At 64.9% G+C, this 18,574-nt stretch carries 13 protein-coding genes and 1 tRNA gene; 7 read left to right on the top strand and 7 right to left on the bottom strand.

The window, feature by feature from the left end; translation table 11 throughout:
* Positions 1–118: 118 nt before the first annotated feature.
* The 4 genes from AC3WJM_RS15945 to AC3WJM_RS15930 all read left to right on the top strand — a co-directional run bounded on the left by AC3WJM_RS15945 (position 119) and on the right by AC3WJM_RS15930 (position 5,315).
* Entirely contained in the window at positions 119–1,945 is a 1,827-nt protein-coding gene (locus AC3WJM_RS15945; protein ID WP_492272334.1) for a phosphoenolpyruvate carboxykinase (GTP), read from the top strand.
* 169 nt (positions 1,946–2,114) lie between these two features.
* Positions 2,115–4,421 carry a PEP/pyruvate-binding domain-containing protein gene (locus tag AC3WJM_RS15940; protein ID WP_492272333.1) on the top strand — a complete coding sequence of 769 codons (2,307 nt, stop codon included), beginning with the start codon at positions 2,115–2,117 and terminating at the stop codon, positions 4,419–4,421.
* Positions 4,418–4,699 carry a PEP-utilizing enzyme gene (locus tag AC3WJM_RS15935; RefSeq protein WP_492272332.1) on the top strand — a complete coding sequence of 94 codons (282 nt, stop codon included), beginning with the start codon at positions 4,418–4,420 and terminating at the stop codon, positions 4,697–4,699. Before AC3WJM_RS15940 ends, AC3WJM_RS15935 begins: the two co-directional genes overlap by 4 nt.
* Before the next feature lies 1 nt (position 4,700).
* Positions 4,701–5,315 carry a TetR/AcrR family transcriptional regulator gene (locus tag AC3WJM_RS15930; protein ID WP_492272331.1) on the top strand — a complete coding sequence of 205 codons (615 nt, stop codon included), beginning with the start codon at positions 4,701–4,703 and terminating at the stop codon, positions 5,313–5,315.
* Here the strand turns inward: AC3WJM_RS15930 and AC3WJM_RS15925 are convergent.
* The 4 genes from AC3WJM_RS15925 to AC3WJM_RS15910 form a co-directional block, all read right to left on the bottom strand.
* Positions 5,312–6,472 (bottom strand): globin domain-containing protein, encoded by a 1,161-nt coding sequence (locus tag AC3WJM_RS15925; protein WP_059388629.1) that lies wholly within the window; start codon positions 6,470–6,472, stop codon positions 5,312–5,314. The genes AC3WJM_RS15930 and AC3WJM_RS15925 overlap by 4 nt on opposite strands.
* A 153-nt stretch (positions 6,473–6,625) precedes the next feature.
* Positions 6,626–7,075 carry an RrF2 family transcriptional regulator gene (locus AC3WJM_RS15920; RefSeq protein WP_284753446.1) on the bottom strand — a complete coding sequence of 150 codons (450 nt, stop codon included), beginning with the start codon at positions 7,073–7,075 and terminating at the stop codon, positions 6,626–6,628.
* A 24-nt stretch (positions 7,076–7,099) separates the two neighbouring features.
* On the bottom strand, positions 7,100–7,549 hold the full coding sequence (locus AC3WJM_RS15915; RefSeq protein ID WP_492259346.1) for a hypothetical protein: 450 nt from the start codon (positions 7,547–7,549) through the stop codon (positions 7,100–7,102).
* A 27-nt stretch (positions 7,550–7,576) separates the two neighbouring features.
* Positions 7,577–8,995: a phosphomannomutase/phosphoglucomutase gene (locus tag AC3WJM_RS15910; protein WP_492272330.1), complete on the bottom strand. Its 1,419-nt coding sequence runs from the start codon at positions 8,993–8,995 to the stop codon at positions 7,577–7,579.
* A gap of 124 nt (positions 8,996–9,119) precedes the next feature.
* Between AC3WJM_RS15910 and AC3WJM_RS15905 the strand changes: the two genes are divergently transcribed.
* A complete protein-coding gene (locus AC3WJM_RS15905; protein WP_284988770.1) occupies positions 9,120–11,291 on the top strand; it encodes a RecQ family ATP-dependent DNA helicase in 2,172 nt (723 codons plus the stop codon).
* Positions 11,288–12,727: an MFS transporter gene (locus tag AC3WJM_RS15900; protein WP_492272329.1), complete on the top strand. Its 1,440-nt coding sequence runs from the start codon at positions 11,288–11,290 to the stop codon at positions 12,725–12,727. The genes AC3WJM_RS15905 and AC3WJM_RS15900 overlap by 4 nt, the downstream gene beginning before the upstream one ends.
* On the opposite strand, the gene AC3WJM_RS15895 is transcribed toward AC3WJM_RS15900, so the two are convergent.
* The 3 genes from AC3WJM_RS15895 to AC3WJM_RS15885 all read right to left on the bottom strand — a co-directional run bounded on the left by AC3WJM_RS15895 (position 12,708) and on the right by AC3WJM_RS15885 (position 16,479).
* Positions 12,708–13,790, bottom strand: coding sequence for a hypothetical protein (locus tag AC3WJM_RS15895; RefSeq protein WP_492272328.1), 1,083 nt, complete (start codon positions 13,788–13,790; stop codon positions 12,708–12,710). The two genes, AC3WJM_RS15900 and AC3WJM_RS15895, sit on opposite strands and share 20 nt — an antisense overlap.
* Before the next feature lie 155 nt (positions 13,791–13,945).
* Positions 13,946–14,033, bottom strand: a tRNA-Ser gene (locus AC3WJM_RS15890).
* A gap of 184 nt (positions 14,034–14,217) precedes the next feature.
* On the bottom strand, positions 14,218–16,479 hold the full coding sequence (locus tag AC3WJM_RS15885) for a prolyl oligopeptidase family serine peptidase (protein ID WP_492272327.1): 2,262 nt from the start codon (positions 16,477–16,479) through the stop codon (positions 14,218–14,220).
* A 59-nt stretch (positions 16,480–16,538) separates the two neighbouring features.
* Between AC3WJM_RS15885 and AC3WJM_RS15880 the strand changes: the two genes are divergently transcribed.
* Positions 16,539–18,530 carry an FAD/NAD(P)-binding protein gene (locus AC3WJM_RS15880; RefSeq protein ID WP_492272326.1) on the top strand — a complete coding sequence of 664 codons (1,992 nt, stop codon included), beginning with the start codon at positions 16,539–16,541 and terminating at the stop codon, positions 18,528–18,530.
* Positions 18,531–18,574 lie beyond the last annotated feature (44 nt).

Here is an 18,574-nt window from a genome sequence, read left to right as displayed (position 1 = left end):
GATTTTTAGGGGTTTTGCTCCGAAATGGTCAAGAGATCCCATGTCCGAGCCCAGATTGGTCTACTCCGCGACCCCTAGCATTTAGGACACACCACTGAACCCGAGGAAGGGAACCACGATGGGCGATCTGGCGCGACTGCCGTTGCTTGAGAAGGCACCTACTACGCATGCACGCCTGTTGGCCTGGGTGGAGGAAGTTGCCGAGCTGACACAGCCGGACCGCATCCACTGGGTTGACGGCAGTGAAGCTGAGAACAAGAAGCTGACCGACGAGCTCGTCGAGGCCGGCACCCTGAAGAGGCTGAACCAAGAGCTCTTCCCCAACTCTTTCGCTGCATTCTCTGATCCCGCGGACGTAGCCCGTGTGGAAGAGCAGACCTTCATCTGCTCTGAGAAGGAACACGACGCCGGCTTCACTAATAACTGGATGGCTCCGGCGGAGATGAAGCAGAAGCTGCGCGGGCTGTTCGCCGGCTCCATGCGCGGCCGCACCATGTACGTCATTCCGTTCGTCATGGGCCACCTGGATGCCGAAGATCCGAAGTTCGGCGTCGAGATCACCGACTCCGCCTACGTTGTCGCCTCGATGCGCATCATGGCCCGCATCGGTACCGACGTCCTCGACCGCATCACGCAGACCGACGCTTTCTTTGTCCCCGCGCTGCACTCCCTGGGCGCTCCGCTGGAAGCCGGCCAGGCCGACGTCGCGTGGCCCTGCAACCCGGACAAGTGGATCGTGCACTTCCCCGAAGAGCGCTCCATTTGGTCCTACGGCTCCGGCTACGGTGGCAACGCCCTCCTCGGCAAGAAGTGCTACGCCCTGCGCATCGCCTCCGTCATGGCCCGTGACGAAGGCTGGCTGGCCGAGCACATGCTGATCCTGAAGCTGACTTCGCCCGAGCAGAAGACCTACTTCATCTCTGCGGCATTCCCCTCCGCTTGCGGCAAGACCAACCTCGCGCTGCTCGACCCCACCATCAAGGGCTGGAAGGTGGAGACCCTCGGCGACGACATCACCTGGATGCGCTTCGGCAAAGAGGGCGAGCTCCGCGCCGTCAACCCCGAGGCCGGCCTGTTCGGCGTCGCACCCGGCACCGGTTGGGGCACCAACCCCAACGCCATGCGCGCCATCGCCAAGGGCAACAGCATCTTCACCAACGTTGCGCTGACCGACGACGGCGGCGTGTGGTGGGAAGGCATGACGGAGGAAACTCCGGCGCACCTGACTGACTGGCAGGGCAACTCCTGGACTCCCGGCTCCGGCAAGCCCGCGGCACACCCGAACTCCCGCTTCTGCACGCCGATCGACCAGATCGACATGCTCGCCGAGGAATACTTCAGCCCCGACGGCGTGGAACTCTCCGCGATCCTCTTCGGCGGCCGCCGCAAGACCACCATCCCGCTGGTCACCGAGGCCCGCGACTGGTCCAACGGCATCTTCATGGGCTCGACGCTGTCTTCCGAGACCACCGCTGCAGCGGCCGGCGCCGTCGGCGTTGTGCGTCGCGACCCCATGGCCATGCTGCCGTTCATCGGCTACGACGCAGGCGACTACCTGAACCACTGGGTCAACCTGTCCGCCAAGGCCAACCCTGAGCGACTGCCCAAGATCTTCCTGGTCAACTGGTTCCGCCGCACTGCCGAGGGTGGCTTCGCTTGGCCCGGATTTGGTGACAATGCCCGTGTCCTCAAGTGGGCCATCGAGCGGCTTGAAGGCAAGGCCGACGCCGTCGAGACTCCCATCGGCTTCGTGCCGACCGGCGAGTCCATCGATCTCGAAGGCCTGGACATGACCCCCGCCGAGGTGGAAGCCGCAGTGCGCGTCGACGCGTCGGAGTGGAAAACCGAACTGGCATCGATCGAGGAATGGTACGCAAAGTTCGGCGGATCCCTGCCGGCCGCACTGCTCGCCGAGCTTGACGGCCTGAAGGCCCGCCTGGCCTAGACCACCAGACGGACGTCCACCTGCACGACCCCACGGCGGTCCCGCACTTTGGTGCGGGACCGTCGTCATTTCCGCATCCTGGAGCAGTCGCTGTGGAGCATTGTGCCGCGATGGGCGTGAGCGTAGCTTTTAGAGAACCAGCAGTTCTCTAATTCAGGGGAGCCGGGCCATGGACGATTCCCAGCGGCACGCAACACGGGCCACCGCGCCCTTGGCCGCTTTGGGCGTTGGGGACGTCGCAGTTGCCGGTGGAAAAGGTGCCGCGCTGGGGGAGTTGGTGCGCCAAGGGTTCCCGGTGCCGCCGGGCTTCATCATCACCACGGGCGCGTACTTGTCCTTCCTGGCGGAAACAAACGTGGGTGCCGCGCTGGGCGGCTTTCTGTCCGTCGGGCCTGAAGAGGCCCCCGACGGCGGTGCGTCCGACGCCGACGCCGGTGACGGCACCGGGGGTGCTGACGGTGCGGCCCTTCGGGCCCTTTTTTCCGCGACGGAAATGCCCGGCTGGCTGCGGCGGGAGATCCTCGATGCCTATGCGGGGCTGGGAGGCGGGGCGGTCGCGGTCCGCTCCAGCGCCACGGCGGAGGATCTCCCGGGAGCCGCGTTCGCCGGTCAACAGGACACGTATCTCAACGTGCAAGGCGGGGACAGCGTAGTCCAGGCGGTCGCCAACTGCTGGGCATCATTGTGGACGGGCCGGGCCATGGCCTATCGCCGACGGCAGGGGATCAATCCGCACGAGGTGGCCATCGCCGTCGTCGTGCAAAAAATGGTACCGGCCGCCATGGCGGGCGTCCTGTTTACGGCGAACCCGGTCACGGGCGAGCGCAGCGAAATGGTGGTGGACGCGAACCCCGGGCTGGGGGAGGCCGTGGTCTCCGGGAGGGTGACGCCGGAGCACTACGTCTTGGACGGTTCGGGAAAAGCGCTGAGTTTCACGCCCGGTGGCCGCGAGGTGGTGATCAGCGCGGCCGAGGGCGGCGGCACCCAAGAAAGCTCCGGCACGCAAGGAGCGACGCCCGGGCTCGCCGCGGAGGAATTGGCGGATTTGGCAACGCTGGGAAAGAAGGCCCAGCGGCATTTCGGCCGGCCGCAGGACATCGAGTGGGCGGCGGCAGGCGGCACGCTATACATGCTGCAGTCGAGGCCGATGACCGCGCTGCCGCCCCAACCGCCCGTCCTCAACGCGGTTCAACGTCGGGTGGGGCCGTTCTTCATCGAGATGTTCCAGGCGCGCCCGTATCCCTTGGATGTATCCGGATGGATGAGCCGGGGAATCCTTGCCATGCTGCATGGCATGGCCGGGAGCGTGGGCGTGGTCTTCCCCTCGGTGGAGGATTTGCTGCCGGAGGAGGAAGGAGTGGTGGTGCAACTCATCCCACCCGTCCCGCGCCCGACCATCCGGACGTTTGCCGCGCCGGTGTCCTTGCTGCACCGGTCGAGGCGGTTCAAAGCCGCCAACTGGACCCGGGATCCACGTTTCTCCCTGTTTATCGACAACATTGAAAGGCTGAACGGCAAGGACCTCGGCCCGCTGCGGTGGAGTGCGGTTGTTGCATTTGCCCGGGAATGCTTCGCGGCGATGCAGGGCATCACGGATTTGAGGGTCTCCTACCTGCCCGGCATTCCGGTGCCGGTGCTGAAGATGCGTTTCATGCTTCTGCTCCTGGGCAAGATCAAGCTTGCGCCCTCGCTGATCGCTGGGGCGGAAACCCGGACCAGCCAGGCAAACCGGGCACTTGAACGGCTCGCTTCCATCGCGGCGGACGATCCCGGGCTGTCGCGCGCGCTCCTTGAGTCGGACCCTCGCGAAATCCCTGGGCTGCTGGAAAAAGAATCCGGACATCGTGCATTCCGTGAGGCCTTCGACGCGTTCCAACTCGAGTATGGCCACCGTGAAACCACGAGCGTTGTCCTCAGCAGTTCGCCCACGTGGTCCGATGCCCCCGAAGTGGTCCTTGGGCTGGTCAAGGCCATGTCGGGAGAGCGGCCCCTAAAAGCGGACCAGGCCGGGAATGCGCTTGCGGAATTGAAATGCCACCCGGCTCTCCGGTTCGAACCACTACGGCGGAGGGTGCTCGCCGCCGTCGAGTCCGCCCAAGCCGGCATGGCGTTCCGCGAGGACAGCCATTTCTACGCCACCAAGGCCATACCGCCAATCCGCCGGGCGTACCGGGAACTCGGCCGCCGGCTGGTGCTCGCCGGGGTGCTCGAGGAGCCGGACGAAATCCATCACCTGCGGTTCGAGGAACTTGAGTCCATCACAGACAACGACGACGGCGCGCTGCCGGCTTCGCTCCGCGACCGTCTCAGGCCGCTGGTTCTGGCTCGGGCGGCGAAGCGGAGAGAACTCGAAGGCATCCCGTTGCTCGATCCGGCTTTGCTCTTTGGCCGAGGCCACCCGGGTCGCCAGATGAAGGGGTCCTCGTCTCCGGCACGGCAGCCAGCCGCGGCCAAGCAACCGGGCCGGTTCGTGTGATCCGTACGCCGGCAGAGTTCGGACGGCTGCGCAGCGGAGAGGTCCTCGTCTGCCCGTACACCAACCCCGCCTGGACGCCGCTGTTCCAGCGGGCAGCCGCGGTTGTGGTGGACGCCGGTGGGCTCGGCTCGCATGCGGCGATTGTTGCGAGGGAGTACGGGATTCCGGCCGTTATGGGCACCGGTTCGGGCACCAGCACCTTGGTTGACGGCCAGCGTGTGCTCGTGGACGGAACCCTGGGAGTGGTCCTGCCGGCCGCTTCTCTGGAAGGATCTTGAGATGCCGCAGCAGCCGGACCACCGGAAGCTGCCGCGCCGCCGCGGGGCGGTCCTGAACAGCGCGATCTTCGAGGCGGTCCGGGCCGAGATCGCCGAATCCGGCTACGCGGCACTGACCATGGAAAGCGTGGCCGTGCGCGCCAGGGCGAGTAAAGCTTCGCTCTACCGGCGGTGGCCCGGACGCGCGGCCCTCGTCCTCGAGGCAGCATACGATGCCATGCCTGGCCCCGCCTCCGCGCCGGATACCGGCAGCCTGCGCGAAGACGCCCTGGCGATACTGCGGCTCGTGGCCCAACAACTGGAAGGAGCAGTGGGGCAAGCCATGCGCGGGCTCTTGGGGGAGGCGCTGCAGAATCCTACGGTGGCGGCTGAGGTCCACGAGTACGCTCGCGGCAACGTAGCAAGGATCATGGGCGCCATCATTGAGCAAGCCGCGGCCCGCGGCGAATGCGATCCCAGCGTGGCCACGGAGACGAGGATCGAGGCCGGCCCCGCCCTGCTGCGGCAGCGGTTCATTTTCTCCGGAGCACCGATTGACGACGATTATCTGGTGCACGTGGTGGACGAGGTGATGCTGCCACTTCTGGTTGGGCCGGGGTCGTCTGCTGCTTGCTAGTTAGCGAGCCAGATGTCCGGACCGAAGACCTCGTAGTGAATCTTTGTGGCGGGAATTCCGGCGTTGATGGCTTCGTTGCGGATGTGCTTCATGAACGGCAGCGGTCCGCAGAGGTACAGCGAGGCGTCGGTCGGAAGGTCCACCTCGCGCAGTGACATGAAGCCCGCGTTGGCCCCGGCCTGCGGTTCCTCCAGCCAGAGCTGGAGTTCGGCTGCGTCCAGGCGCTCGACGTCGTCCGTCATCTGCCCGCGAAGGGCCCAACTGTCCAGATTGCTCTCCGCGTGCAATACCAGGACTTGGCGGCTGGAGCCGGAATCGGCGAGCGAGCGCAGGATGGAAGCCGTAGGCGTGCAGCCGATGCCGGCCGAGGCGAGGACCACGGGGCCGTCTCCATCCTTGAGCGTGATCTCTCCGTAGGGGTTGGAGATCTCCAGGACATCGCCGACCCCAACGGTTCCGTGCAGCACGGGCGAGACCTCGCCGCCGTCGTCGATCTTGGTCGTGAAGCTGCGGCTGGTGCCGGCGTCGCCCGAAAGCGAGTACTGGCGGACCTGGCGCAGGCCGTCCGGGAGTGTGACTTTGACGCTGATGTATTGGCCGGGCAGGGCTGCGGTGATGGGGGTATCGTCGGCCGGCTCCAGGATGAAAGTCATGGACCCGGTGCCCGCGGGGGTCTTGGACGCGACCTTCCAGGGGCTCCACATCTTTCCGTTGGCCTGCGCCGCGTAGAGTCCCTTTTCGAGCTTGATCAGGGCGTCCGCCATGAGCCAATAGACCTCTGTCCAGGCTTCGGCGATTTCAGGAGTGATGACTTCGGCGAGATCCTCCGCGATGGCGGCGAAGAGGTGCTCGTAGACCACTTGGTACTGCGGCTCGGTGATCCCCAGGGAAGCGTGGCGGTGTGCAATGCGGGACAGGACCGTCTCCGGCAGGGTGCCGGGATTGCTCACCAGATGGCTTGCGAACGCGGCGATGCTTCCAGCGAGGGCCTGCTGCTGGGTGCCGGAGCGCTGGTTCGAACGGCTGAATAGCCCATCAAGCAGTTCGGGGTGCGCAGCGAACAGGCGGGAGTAGAACTTGGGGGTGATGTGGCCAATCCGTGAGCCGACGAGCGGCAAGGTGGCCTCGATGACGGGGAAGGACTTGTCCGAGAGCATAGGTACTCCTGTCGTAGTGGCCCGTGGGGTGAGTGCGGACCGGAATCAATACTTGTATTTGGAATGCAAGTATCTATAGCTAAAGTTCTACACGCTGTAGAAGGATTTCGCGAATCGACAGCCCGGAGATGACAGGACGCGCTGGAACCAGGCTTACAGTCCGGGGCGTAACCCGATCGCCTGGAATGCCGGCGCCATTTGCCGAAGGCGCGGCAGGGAAGATACGACGACGTCGTCCAGCTCCCTGTAGAAGGCTTCCCTCGCGCGGGCCAGGGCGTGGCGCAGGCCGCACTCGGTAATCAGCGGGCAGTCGCCATGCACGGATTGGCACTCGGCGGGGTCGGGCCTGTTATTCAACTCCCGCAGGATGTGGCCAACGGTGGCCTTCTGTCCGGCGGCGCTGAGCCGGGATCCACCCTTGCGGCCGCGCTCGACGTCGATGAGGCCCAGCTCCCGTAGCCGAACAATGGCCTTGCTGACGTGGTGGTACGGAGTCCCCACGGCGTCTGCAATATTCTGGGTCGTCAGGAGTTCACCTGCGGGCGCGGACGACAGAACCAGGAGCGCACGCAGGCTCACATCCGCGAAGGCATTGATCTTCATGCCCTCAAGCTTACGGAGTAAGGTCTAGTCCACCCATACAAGGGGTTCATTGGTGTCAGCTTCGGCGTTGTCAAAGGTGAAGCCTTCAGCGGTCCGGGCATAGGGGACAACGGCCGCGAGGAGACCGCCGCTGCGATGCTCGGCCGCGGCGTGAATCCCGTCCGAGCCGTGCTCCGGCAGGATGACATCGCTCGTAATCGCCACCGCGCGGTATTCGTCACGGCCCTGGCGAAGCAATTCGAGGATGTCTGCCAGCATAGACTCCGTGTCGACGTGTCCCTCGTCGTCCGGCTCTCCGGGCGTTACGAAGACGATCCGAAGTTCGTTGTCCTGGGCGAGCGTGACGGCGAAGGGCAGGAAGCCACCGTTTTGTTCAAGGTGTTCCTGCGCCGTCGCCAGGGCGGCCCCAAGGGTTTCACGCACTTCGCGGAGTTCGAGTTCCTTGGTGCTTTCGAGGCCGTCGATGGAGTTCATGCTGCTGCTCGCCTTCGCGGCTGCCGGCTAGGCCCTGACCAGTGCAAGGACACGGTCCCGGACCTTTTCCATGGTGGCAACATCCTTCGCCTCGGCGTTCAGGCGTAGGAAAGGCTCCGTGTTGGAGGGACGAAGATTGAACCACCAGCTACCGTCCTTCGCAGTGAAGGTGCTGCCGTCCATGGTGTCCACGTCCACGTCTTCGCCATCAAAATCGGCGCGGACCCGCTCAATGGCTCCTGCCTTGTCCTCGATTTCGGAATTGATTTCACCGGAAGAGACATAGGGCTCGTACTGGCGGCCAAGTTCGGACAGCGGGCCATCCTGCTCGCCCAATGCGGCCAACACATGCATGGCCGCAAGCATGCCGGTGTCAGCGTTCCAAAAATCGCGGAAGTAGAAGTGCGCCGAGTGTTCGCCGCCGAAGACGGCTCCTTCTTCGGCCATGACAGCCTTGATGAAAGAGTGCCCCACACGTGTGCGCACGGCCCTGCCACCGTCCGTGGCCACGAGTTCCGGGACTGCCCGTGAGGTCAGCAGGTTATGGATGATCACGGGGGTCTCTTCGCCTGCAGCCTGTGCACGGGCGATTTCCCGGCGCGCAACCATCCCCGTGATGGCAGACGGCGACACGGGTTCGCCTTTTTCGTCGATCACGAAGCAACGGTCGGCGTCGCCGTCGAACGCCAGGCCAATATCCGCACCGTGCTCGATGACTGCGGCCTGAAGATCGCGCAGGTTTTCGGGCTCAAGCGGATTGGCCGGGTGATTCGGGAAGGAACCGTCCAGCTCAAAGTACAGGGGAACAATCTCGAAAGGCAGGGCCGGAAGCAGCTGGTCACCAAGGACCGCGGGAGTGGTCAGCCCGGCCATGCCGTTTCCGGCGTCGACGACGATCTTCAGCGGACGGGAGCCATTGAGGTCAACCAGGCTGCGCAAGTACTCCGAGTAGTCCTTCAGGACATCGCGGGTGCTGATCTTGCCCTGTACATCCGCAGCAGGGATGCTCCCGCTATTGAGGTACTTCTCCGCCAGCGCCTGGATTTCCTTGAGGCCTGTTTCGGAGGAGATCGGCTGGGCGCCGGCCTTGGACATCTTGATGCCGTTGTACTCGGCGGGGTTGTGGCTCGCGGTGAACGTCGCGCCGGCCGCATTGAGGGCACCGCAAGCGTAGTAGAGCTCGTCGGTGGAGATGAGGTCCAGGAGTTGGACATTGGCGCCGCGGCGGGCAGCGCCGTCGGCAAAAGCCTTGATGAATTCAGGGGACGACGGGCGCATGTCGCCTCCAACCAGCACAGTTTCCCCGGCGAGGCCGAGGGTGTCGACGAAGGCCGCGCCGACGGATTCCACGATGTGGGAGGTGATGGATTCGCCGACGATTCCCCGGACGTCATAGGCCTTGAAGGAAGCCGAGAGGTCAAATGTCTTGTTCTGCTCGCTAGTCACGCGCTCAATCTTACTGTGGAGCGAGGTCGTCGCCGCGCCGGGACCTCATCTATGTGGAAAACGCTTGTCCACATAGATGACGTTCCGGGTTCTGGCTGTCTGCGGGTGCTGGAATACTGAAGCCATGCCCAACAACCCGGATGCTGCCCTACTCGCAGCAGAACAGTCCACCACCCGGCTGCAGGCCCTTGAAGTACTGAAGGAGCTTGTGGGAAATGCAGACGCCCGATTCCACGACGGCCAGTATGAGGCGATTGAGGCCCTCGTCGACGCCGGACGGCGGGCTTTGGTGGTGCAGCGGACGGGCTGGGGCAAGTCGGCCGTGTACTTCGTCTCGTCGTTGTTGTTGAGGCGCCGGGGCGCAGGGCCAACCCTCATCGTGTCGCCCCTGCTCGCGCTGATGCGGGACCAAGTGGCAGCGGCCGCACGTGCCGGAGTGCGGGCCGTGGCGATCAATTCCGCCAATCAGCTTGAGTGGGACAACGTCCGGGAGCAACTGGCCGCGGACCAGGTGGACGTTCTCCTGGTTTCGCCGGAGCGGCTCACCAATCCTTCGTTCCGGGAGAACCAGCTTCCCGAGCTCATCCGCCGCACCGGCCTCCTGGTGATTGACGAGGCACACTGCATTTCGGACTGGGGGCACGATTTCCGTCCCGACTATCGGCGCATCTCCGATCTTATCGAGCAACTGCCTGGGAGTGTTCCCGTGCTGGCTACCACGGCCACAGCAAACTCCCGGGTGGTCCATGACATCGAAGAGCAGCTCGGCGCCGGAGTGCTGACCATCCGCGGGCAGCTTGGCCGGGAGTCCTTGCGGCTAGGTGTCTTGAAGCTCGCCGATTCGCGCGATCGCCTTGGCTGGTTGCTGACCCATCTGGCAGACATGCCAGGCAGCGGAATCATCTACACCCTGACCGTTTCGGCCGCTGAAGACACCGCCCGGCTGCTCTCCGAGGCAGGCCACAACGTTTTGTCCTACACCGGGCGCACGGACCCCGCGGATCGTGAACGGGCCGAGCAACTGCTCAAGGACAACCAGGTGAAGGCGCTCGTTGCCACCTCGGCGCTCGGCATGGGCTTCGACAAACCGGATCTCGGATTCGTCATCCACCTTGGCGCCCCCTCATCGCCGGTGGCCTACTACCAGCAGGTCGGCCGTGCCGGTCGTGGCGCCGCAAACGCCGATGTGCTCCTTCTTCCCGGATCCGAGGACCGCGAGATCTGGCAGTACTTTGCCACTGCTTCGATGCCCTCCGAGGAGAAGGCCGCCGCCGTACTTACCGTCTTGGCCGAAGCCGGCTCTGCCTTGTCCACCGTGGCACTCGAAGCGCGGGTGGACCTGCGCCGGACTCCCTTGGAACTCCTGCTGAAGGTCCTGGCCGTGGATGGAGCGGTGGAGCGCGTGGGCGGTGGCTGGAAGTCCACGGGACGTCCGTGGATCTATGACGCCGAACGCTACGCCCGCATCGCCGAGGCCCGGGTGGACGAGCAGGATTCCATGGTGATCTACCAGGACACCGCCGGATGCCGCATGGAATACATCACCGCCGTCCTGGACGACGAGTCCGCGCGTGCGTGCGGCCGCTGCGACAATTGCGCCGGCAGGTGGTTCCCGGCGGACGTGGCAGCAGCCGCCGCCGACGCCGCCGGGCAGACGCTTCGCCGGGCGGGCCTTGCGCTCGAGCCACGGCTTCAATGGCCCAGCGGGATGGACCGGCTGGGCGTGGCGGTGAAAGGCAAGATCAAACCGGAGGAATTGCTGGCCGAAGGGCGCGTGTTGGCGCGCCTGACCGACCTCGGCTGGGGCGGTGCCCTCCGTGAGCTCTTTGCCGCCGGTGCGGCTGACCGCGAGGTTGAACCTGCCATGTTGCAGGCTTGCGTGCAGGTTTTGCGCGAATGGTCTGCCGGAGACGGCCGATCCACCGGGTGGAGCGGCCAAGGGCGTCCGGCAGCCGTCGTGAGCATCCCGTCCAGGAATAAGCCGGCGTTGGTCGAGTCCTTGGCCCGCGGCATAGCCGGAATCGGCCGGATGCCCTATTTGGGAGCCCTCGAACTCCAGCACGGCGGACCAACTGGCGGGCGCGGCGGCAACAGCGCCTACCGGCTGGCCGGTGTCTGGGAGCGCCTCGTGGTGGGTTCGGAACTTGGACAGAACCTTGCGTCGCTCGGCGGCCAAGGCATCCTTCTGGTCGATGACCTTGCGGACAGCCGCTGGACCATGACTGTTGCCGGCCGCGCTCTCAGGCAAGCCGGAGCAGGATCGGTGTTGCCTCTTGTCCTCGGCCAAGCGGCGTGACGGGCGCAGCCCCGGACGTCCTGTCCGAATCCAAGTGGCAGCCACGGCTCGCCTTGCTGGTTGCCGCCACCTTCTTCATGGAGTTCCTGGACGGAACAGTCCTTACAACCGCCATGCCGAGCATCGCCGCCGACTTCAAAGTAGTCTCGGCCGATGTCAACATCACGATGACCGCCTACCTGGTGACTGTGGCCATGGGAATTCCGCTCAGTAGCTGGCTCGCAGAACGATTTGGCGCACGCCGGATCTTCTGTCTGGCGATCGCCGTCTTCACGGTGGCGTCGGTGCTGTGCGCGGCCAGCCAGGACCTCACTCTGCTGACCTTGAGCCGGGTGGCACAGGGGGCCGGCGGAGCCATGATGGTGCCGGTAGGCACTCTCGTGGTGCTGCGGGGCACGCCCAAGTCGGAGCTTCTCCGCGCCACGGCATTCCTTGTCTGGCCAGGGTTGCTGGCGCCCGTTTTGGCGCCGCTCGTTGGCGGAGCTTTCACAACGTATCTTTCCTGGCACTGGATCTTCCTCATCAACGTGCCGTTGGGGCTTGCTGCGTTCGTTGCAGCCCTGAGGCTGGTTCCGCGCAAGGGGGGCGATGCGGGCCGGCGGCTCGATTGGCTCGGCCTCACGCTCACCACGTTCGGCGTCGGATCGCTTGTGGTGGGTCTTGAAGGGGTCGGCGGTCACGGCGCGGGCGCGGTTCCGGCAGCAGTGCTGCTGGCCGGAGCATTGGCTTTGTCTGGAGCGGCCTGGTGGATGCTCAAGGCCAGGGCTCCGCTCTTCGATCTCCGGGTTTTCGCCACGCGCACTTTCCGGGCCACGTCAACCGGAGGGTTCGTCTATCGCCTGACCATCAGCTCGGTGCCCTTTCTGCTGCCGCTGTTGTTCCAGGATGGCTTTGGCTGGGATCCACTCAAATCCGGTGCCATGGTGGCAGCGGTGTTCATTGGCAACATAGGCATCAAGCCCGCAACGACGCCCATCATTCGGCGATTCGGCTTCAAGCCGGTGTTGGTCTTCGCCTCTTTCGCCTCGGCCGTCACCTTTGCCGCTTGTGCAGCGCTCAACGCAGGGACTCCGGAGCCCCTGATTTTTGCCTTGCTGCTTGCCAGCGGGGCCTTCCGTTCGATCGGATTTTCCGCGTACGCCTCCGTGCAATATGCGGATATCGTTCCAGGGGAGCTACCTTCGGCCAACGCAGTGTCAGCCACCCTGGTGCAACTGGCCGCTGGTGCGGGTATTGCGGTGGGTGCGCTCTTCTTGCGTCTCTTCGATCATGTGTCGCTCTTCGGCGATGGCCCTTCCTCGGCATACCGTGGCGCCTTCTTGGCCATGGCCGCTGTGATGCTTTTGAGCACAGTGGACAGCCTCACGCTGCACCGGCACGCCGGAGCTGAAGTCAGCCGCAGTGTTGTGGGCAAAGCTACGAAGCCGGGTGCGTGAACGGGACCCGCTCGAACGACATGACGCTCGTGGCTTCCTCGGGGTTGACCGTGACCTTGAGCCAGTCCTTGGCATTGTTGGATCCATCCACGGTGATTCGCGTCAGGTTCTTCGCTGCTCTGGCCTGCCCGTAGAAGGAGAGCCACGCGGAACCGGCAGCAAGGGGGTGGTCTTGGTTGTAAACGTGGCTATCGCCGTTGATCAGGTAGACCGGCCCGCCGAACGAGTTCGATTCCTCGATCAAGGTCTGCACCAGGGGCTTGAAAGCACCAAAGTCCGCCTGCGAAGGGGCTGCGACTGTCGGGTCGAACATGTCCGCCTGCGTCATCACGACGACGGCCCGGTCACCGTTGTTCCGCGCCTTGCGGAAGGTGTCCCGCAACTCCTGGATGTCAGCTTCGGTCCTCTGCTGTACCTCGTCCACTTGGGCGGCGGTCGGCTGGCTCTGGCCAAGTCCTGTCCAAGGCAGCATCGAATTATCGCTGCCCGGAATGTTGACGGCAGTGAAGGCGACCTCATGCTTGCGGAAGCTGACGTTCTCCGGGAAGCCTTCCTTTGCCTGTGACTTCACCTGCATCGGCGAACCAAGCGTGACACCTGGCTTCGGGAAGAACACTTCCCGAACCTTGGCCAGTCTTTCGAGGGGGTTGTAGGCGCCGTTGTTCGTTCGGTGGCAGTCAGTCCACTCGTTGTCGCCCGGGGTGTAGACGAGCGGAGCCGTGAAGCTGTCGAAGTTCTTCTTGATGGCTTCGAAGTACTGGTCCGTGCACTGGGATGACCCGTTCTTGATGTCGCCCACGTGTGCTACAAAGCTCAGTTCCTTGTGTGCGTTGAGGTCCTGGATGTAGGACGGGAAGGCTTGGATCTCAGCGGCACCGTAGGGTACATCGCCGATCACGCCGAAGCTGAAGGCTTCGGTATTGCCTTGGTGTCCGTTGCCGTTGGAGCCATTCTGTCCTGAAGTGTTGCCGTCATTGGCCGCCAGTGCCGGCGGAGTGAGCAACGTGGTTGACAGCAAGACGGCCCCAACCGTCGCGATCGCGAATCTCGTCATTGAACGCATGAATCTCTCCTCGTCGGTGGTCTCCGTTACCCGGACGAGGCTATTGGCGCAAGCTGAATTCAAGGAGTCGGAGACATGAATCTTCCCCGCCAGAACCGAACGCTGAAGGCCCCGGAACGCAAAAAGGCCCCGGTCCAAGGACCGGGGCCAAAACGCGGAGACGGGGGGATTTGAACCCCCGGTGGAGTTGTGCCCCACACTTCATTAGCAGTGAAGCCCATTCGGCCGCTCTGGCACGTCTCCAGTTGCTATTGCTAGCCAACCAAGGATACGCAGAACTGGGCACCCAGTGCAAAACGGGGACGCGGGCCGCCGTCGGGCGCCGCGCCACCGCCTGCCGGACCCGACGCGGGCCGCCGTCGGGCGCCGCCACGCCGCCTGCCGGACCCGACGCGGGCCGCCGTCGGGCGCTCCATCGTTGAGGGCGTTAGTGCCGTGAACCGTCCTTGCCCGCAAGCGCCCGCCACAGGAAGTGCTGGCTGCGGGCTTGGAGCGAGGCCGCCTGGCGGTTGTCCGAGGCTCCCGCGTGACCGCCTTCGAGTGCTTCGTGGAACCACACGTTCGGGATGCCCATTGCCTGCATCCGGGCGGCCATCTTCCGTGCCTGGACCGGGCCTACCCGGTCATCGGAGGTGGCTGTCCAGATGAACGTCTCCGGGTAGTCCACTCCGTCGCGCAGCAGGTGGTACGGGGAGAAGGTGCGGATGTACTCCCACTGCTCCGGGACGTCGGGGTCGCCGTATTCGGCAATCCAAGAGTAGCCGGCCGAAAGCTTGGTGTAACGGCGCATGTCCAGCAAGGGGACACCGCAGGAGACGGCTCCGAACAACTCAGGGTACTGGGTGAGCATGTTGCCCACCAGCAGTCCGCCGTTGGAGCCGCCCACGCAGCCGAGCCTCCGCGGACTGGTGACACCCCGCGAAATGAGGTGCCGTGCCACAGCGGCGAAGTCCTCGAACGCGCGGTGTCGATTCGCCTGCAAGGCAGCGCTGTGCCACGCCGGACCGTACTCGCCGCCGCCGCGGATGTTGGCTACGACGTAGACGCCGCCGCGTGAATGCGGTGCGGAACCGTCGTCGGGCGCAATGCCTTCGCTCCGGCGTTCCAGCCAGGCGCGCCCGATGGCTCCGCTGTAGGCGGGGGTCCTTGAGACCTCGAACCCGCCGTAGCCAGATAGCTGCGTTGGGTTCTCGCCGTCGAGGTCCAGGCCTTTGGACGCCACCTGGAAATAGGGCACGCGCGTGCCGTCCGCTGAGGTGGCGAAGTGCTGCTGGACCTCGTAGTCCGCCTCGTTGAAGAACGACGGCGAGGACTTCACTACCGCGTGCGTGCTCGCCACCCCGCCGTCGTGGCCTGCGTCGAGCGTGTAACTGGCCACACCCGGGGACAGGGTGCCGCGCATGAGCGTCGTGGGGGTGGTGAAGCCGGTAGCGACGAGCCAGTAGTCGTTTCCGGCGTCGTCGCCTTCTGCTTCGTCCTCGTCGTCGACGGCGTAGGCGTTCACATCGTGGAGCGGCGGGCACGCATCCAATAAAGTCGAGGCCCACCCGCCGGTGGAGTCCTTGCGGGCCGGGTCGAGCACCCTGATCTCGGACGAGACGTCGTGCAGCAGGTTCAGGAGGAGGTAGTTCCGGGTCCAACTCCATGACTGGAGGGAGGTGTGCTCATCCGGGGTGAAAAGCACCGTGAAGTCACGTGTCCCGGACAGGTAGCCCTCAAAGTCGGCGGCCAAAAGGGATCCGGAAGGATAGGTGGTTCCGTCCACGTTCCAGTCCTGCCGAGGACGGAACATGAGCCATTCGCGGTGGGAACTGAGGTTCACGTCGGTGGGCACATCGATGGCCAGCCACGCGTCATCGCGCAGCACGGACGTGGTCCGGTTGAAGAAGTCGATCCAGTCCACCGCGAAAGTGCGTTCGAAGCCCGGGGTGGAGTCGCGGGCGACGAGCGCCATCATGTGGTCTTCGGGGATCTCGAAGATCCGCTCGGCTTCGGCCAGGGATTGGCCACGATGGAGCTTCACACCGGTGCGCGCGTACGACGAGCTGGTTTTCGGCATTCCGTCGGCGGTCGTGGCAACCAGCAGGGTGTCGGCGTCGAGCCAGCTCACGTTGCCCTTCGCGGTCGAAAGGTCGAAACCGCCTGCGGCGGGGTCCGCGAAGGTGCGGGTTTCGACGTCGAACTCGCGGTGGCGGTTGGCGTCGCCGCCGTCGGGGGAGAGGGCGACGATGGCGAGGCGGTGCGGTTCGCCTTTGGCCGGGCGCAGGAAGTTGGCGCCGTGGAAAACCCATTCTTCGCCTTCGGCGGCGGCCAGCGCATCGATGTCGAGCAGCACGTCCCATTCCGGGGCGTCGCTGAGGTAGCTTTCCCACGTGGTCCGGCGCCAGAGGCCCTTGGGGTTCTGCTGGTCTTTCCAGAAGTTGTAGTAGTGCTCGCCGCGCTTGTTGACCATGGCGATCCTGTCCGTGGAGTCCAGAACCTCCAGGATTCCGGCTTCCAGCGCGGTGTATTCGGCGTCGTCGAGCAAGTCTTCGGTGCGGGCATTTTGCTCCCGCACCCAGGCCAGCTGTTCCTCGCCATGAATGTCTTCGAGCCAGATATTCTCGTCGACAGGTTCGGGGGCGATTGCGGTACCCTGGGCAGTTTCGTTGTCGGGCGCGGGCGCTTGATCAGCTGCTGTGGTGGTCATGCCTCATCCTAGAGTGACTGTCTGAGCAGGAAGCAAGTCACAAGAAGTTAGGCTTGGGCGTGGGTAAATCGCAGAACATCCGGGTTGGGCTGATCGGGGCAGGTCCCCGCGGCACCAGTGTGCTGGAGCGATTGCTCGCCAATTGGGCCGCGACGGAAACGCACACACGCTCCCTGCACATCGACGTCGTGGACCCCTACCCGGCCGGTCCCGGGCACGTCTGGCAGCCCGATCAGTCCCGGCTCTACCTCATGAACACGCAGTCCTTCTACCCCACACTGATTCCCGAGGACGAGCAACTCGCGCCGCCCCTCGCCGGGGGCTCTTTTGAGCAGTGGCGGACGGAGAAGCAGTCCGTCGGCGGTCAAGGCCTGAGCTCCGAGGAACGGGCCGAACTCGCCGTGCTCGCCTCCCACGACTTTCCCAGCCGTGCCCTTTACGGACGGTATCTCCGTTCGACTCTTGAGGAACTGCTGGACCGCGTTCCGGCCGGAGTGGAGATCGCCTTCCACCGAAGCAACGCCGTGGCGGCGCATCCACTGCCGGGAGGCCCGACGGACGGTTCGCCGGGCAAGCCAGCGGGCGGAGGGTTCGACGTCGAACTCGACGACGGCGCTCGGCTCACCGTGGATTCCCTCGTCCTCGCGCTGGGCCACCTTGAGTCCCGGCTCAACCCGGAGCAGCGTTCGTTCAGGGAGGTGGCAGCGGAGCTCGGGCTGCTATATGTGCCGCCGGCCGCTCCGGCCGATGTGGACTGGGCGTTGGTCCCTGCGGGGGAGACGGTCCTGGTCCGGGGCATGGGGCTGAATTTCTTCGACGTCATGGGCCAGCTGACCGAAGGCCGCGGCGGACAGTTCGTGCCGGCCGAAGGCGGTCTCCATGGGAAGCTCAGGTACCTGCCTTCGGGCCAGGAACCGAAGATCATTGCGGCATCCAGGCGCGGCACTCCGTACCGGGCCAAGGCCGGGCTGGACGGTTACTATCCCAAGTCCGTGCGCTTGCGGTATCTGACCGAGGGCGCGGTGGAACGCTTCGCCGCGGCCGGTATCCAGCCTGGCTTCGACCATGACCTTTGGCCCCTCCTGCATCGCGACGCCTTGTGGGCCTACTACTCAACGCTGGTTGTGGCCGAGCCCGTGGCCGTGTCTGATGCGACGGAATTCCTGGCCGCTCTCGAAGACTTGTTGCAGCCCCACGCGCATGCCACCGGGCGCTGGGAAAACCATGTCGCCGAGTTGGTCTCCACCCATGTTGCAGCGTCGCGCCGCCTTGACCTGCTGGGCCTCGCGGCGCCTTTGGCCGGGCATTCCTTCGCGTCCAGGAAGGAACTCGACGCCGCCGTCGTGGACTATCTGGACGATGACGCCCGCCGCTCCGCCCTGGGAGAGTCGGATCCCGTGAAGATGGCCATCGGTGCGTTGCACACCGGACGGGCGATCCTGAAGAGCGCCGTGGCCGACGGTGGTATCACTGACGAATCGTGGGTGGGCGAGCTGCGCGGCTGGTTCGAATCCTTCGTTGAAGGGCTCGCGAGCGGTCCTCCAGCGCTGCGCGCCGAACAATTGGCCGCGTTGGCGCGTGCCGGCGTCGTGAGTTTTGTGGGCCCGGATCCGCGGTTCAGCGTCGACCGTTCCCAGCGCGTCTTCCGGGCGGTATCTGCTTGGGTGCACGACGACGCCGCGGAAGCCAGGATCCTTATTGAGGCCATGTCCCCGGCGAACCGGGTAGGCGTGAGTGTTTCTCCGTTCCTGCGGCAGTTGCTCGCCGACGGATTGGTGCGGCCCAAGGTGATGATGACTGCCGAGGGAACGCCGGTGCAGACGTCCGGCTTGGATGTCCAGCCGCATCCGTACCGCGTGGTGGGTGCCAACGGTTCCGTGACTCCGGGAATGTACGCCCTCGGCCTGCAGCTTTCTTCCACGCAATGGGGTACGGCCATCGCCGCCGAGGCCCGGCCTTCCGATGGTCGCGGCTATCGGAGTGGCCAACGGACGCTCCGCGACGCCGACGAAATCGCCAGGGACATGCTCGGCCTTCCGCTCCAAAAATGAGCATGTTCCACCAATAAGACTGAGCATGCTCCCTGCCGGTTCCG

It is taken from the genome of Arthrobacter sp. FW306-1B-G06A (assembly GCF_058781765.1).
The sequence above is the reverse complement of the archived record's forward strand: the minus strand, read 5'-3'. Positions and strand labels throughout refer to the sequence as shown.

What these genes read in the sequence shown, in the direction of transcription:
- AC3WJM_RS15885 (WP_492272327.1), bottom strand. Translation starts at nt 16,479, where the DNA reads ATGACCACCACAGCAGCTGATCAAGCGCCCGCGCCCGACAACGAAACT.
- AC3WJM_RS15940 (WP_492272333.1), top strand. Translation starts at nt 2,115, where the DNA reads ATGGACGATTCCCAGCGGCACGCAACACGGGCCACCGCGCCCTTGGCC.
- AC3WJM_RS15930 (WP_492272331.1), top strand. Translation starts at nt 4,701, where the DNA reads ATGCCGCAGCAGCCGGACCACCGGAAGCTGCCGCGCCGCCGCGGGGCG.
- AC3WJM_RS15925 (WP_059388629.1), bottom strand. Translation starts at nt 6,472, where the DNA reads ATGCTCTCGGACAAGTCCTTCCCCGTCATCGAGGCCACCTTGCCGCTC.
- AC3WJM_RS15905 (WP_284988770.1), top strand. Translation starts at nt 9,120, where the DNA reads ATGCCCAACAACCCGGATGCTGCCCTACTCGCAGCAGAACAGTCCACC.
- AC3WJM_RS15915 (WP_492259346.1), bottom strand. Translation starts at nt 7,549, where the DNA reads ATGAACTCCATCGACGGCCTCGAAAGCACCAAGGAACTCGAACTCCGC.
- AC3WJM_RS15895 (WP_492272328.1), bottom strand. Translation starts at nt 13,790, where the DNA reads ATGCGTTCAATGACGAGATTCGCGATCGCGACGGTTGGGGCCGTCTTG.
- AC3WJM_RS15920 (WP_284753446.1), bottom strand. Translation starts at nt 7,075, where the DNA reads ATGAAGATCAATGCCTTCGCGGATGTGAGCCTGCGTGCGCTCCTGGTT.
- AC3WJM_RS15945 (WP_492272334.1), top strand. Translation starts at nt 119, where the DNA reads ATGGGCGATCTGGCGCGACTGCCGTTGCTTGAGAAGGCACCTACTACG.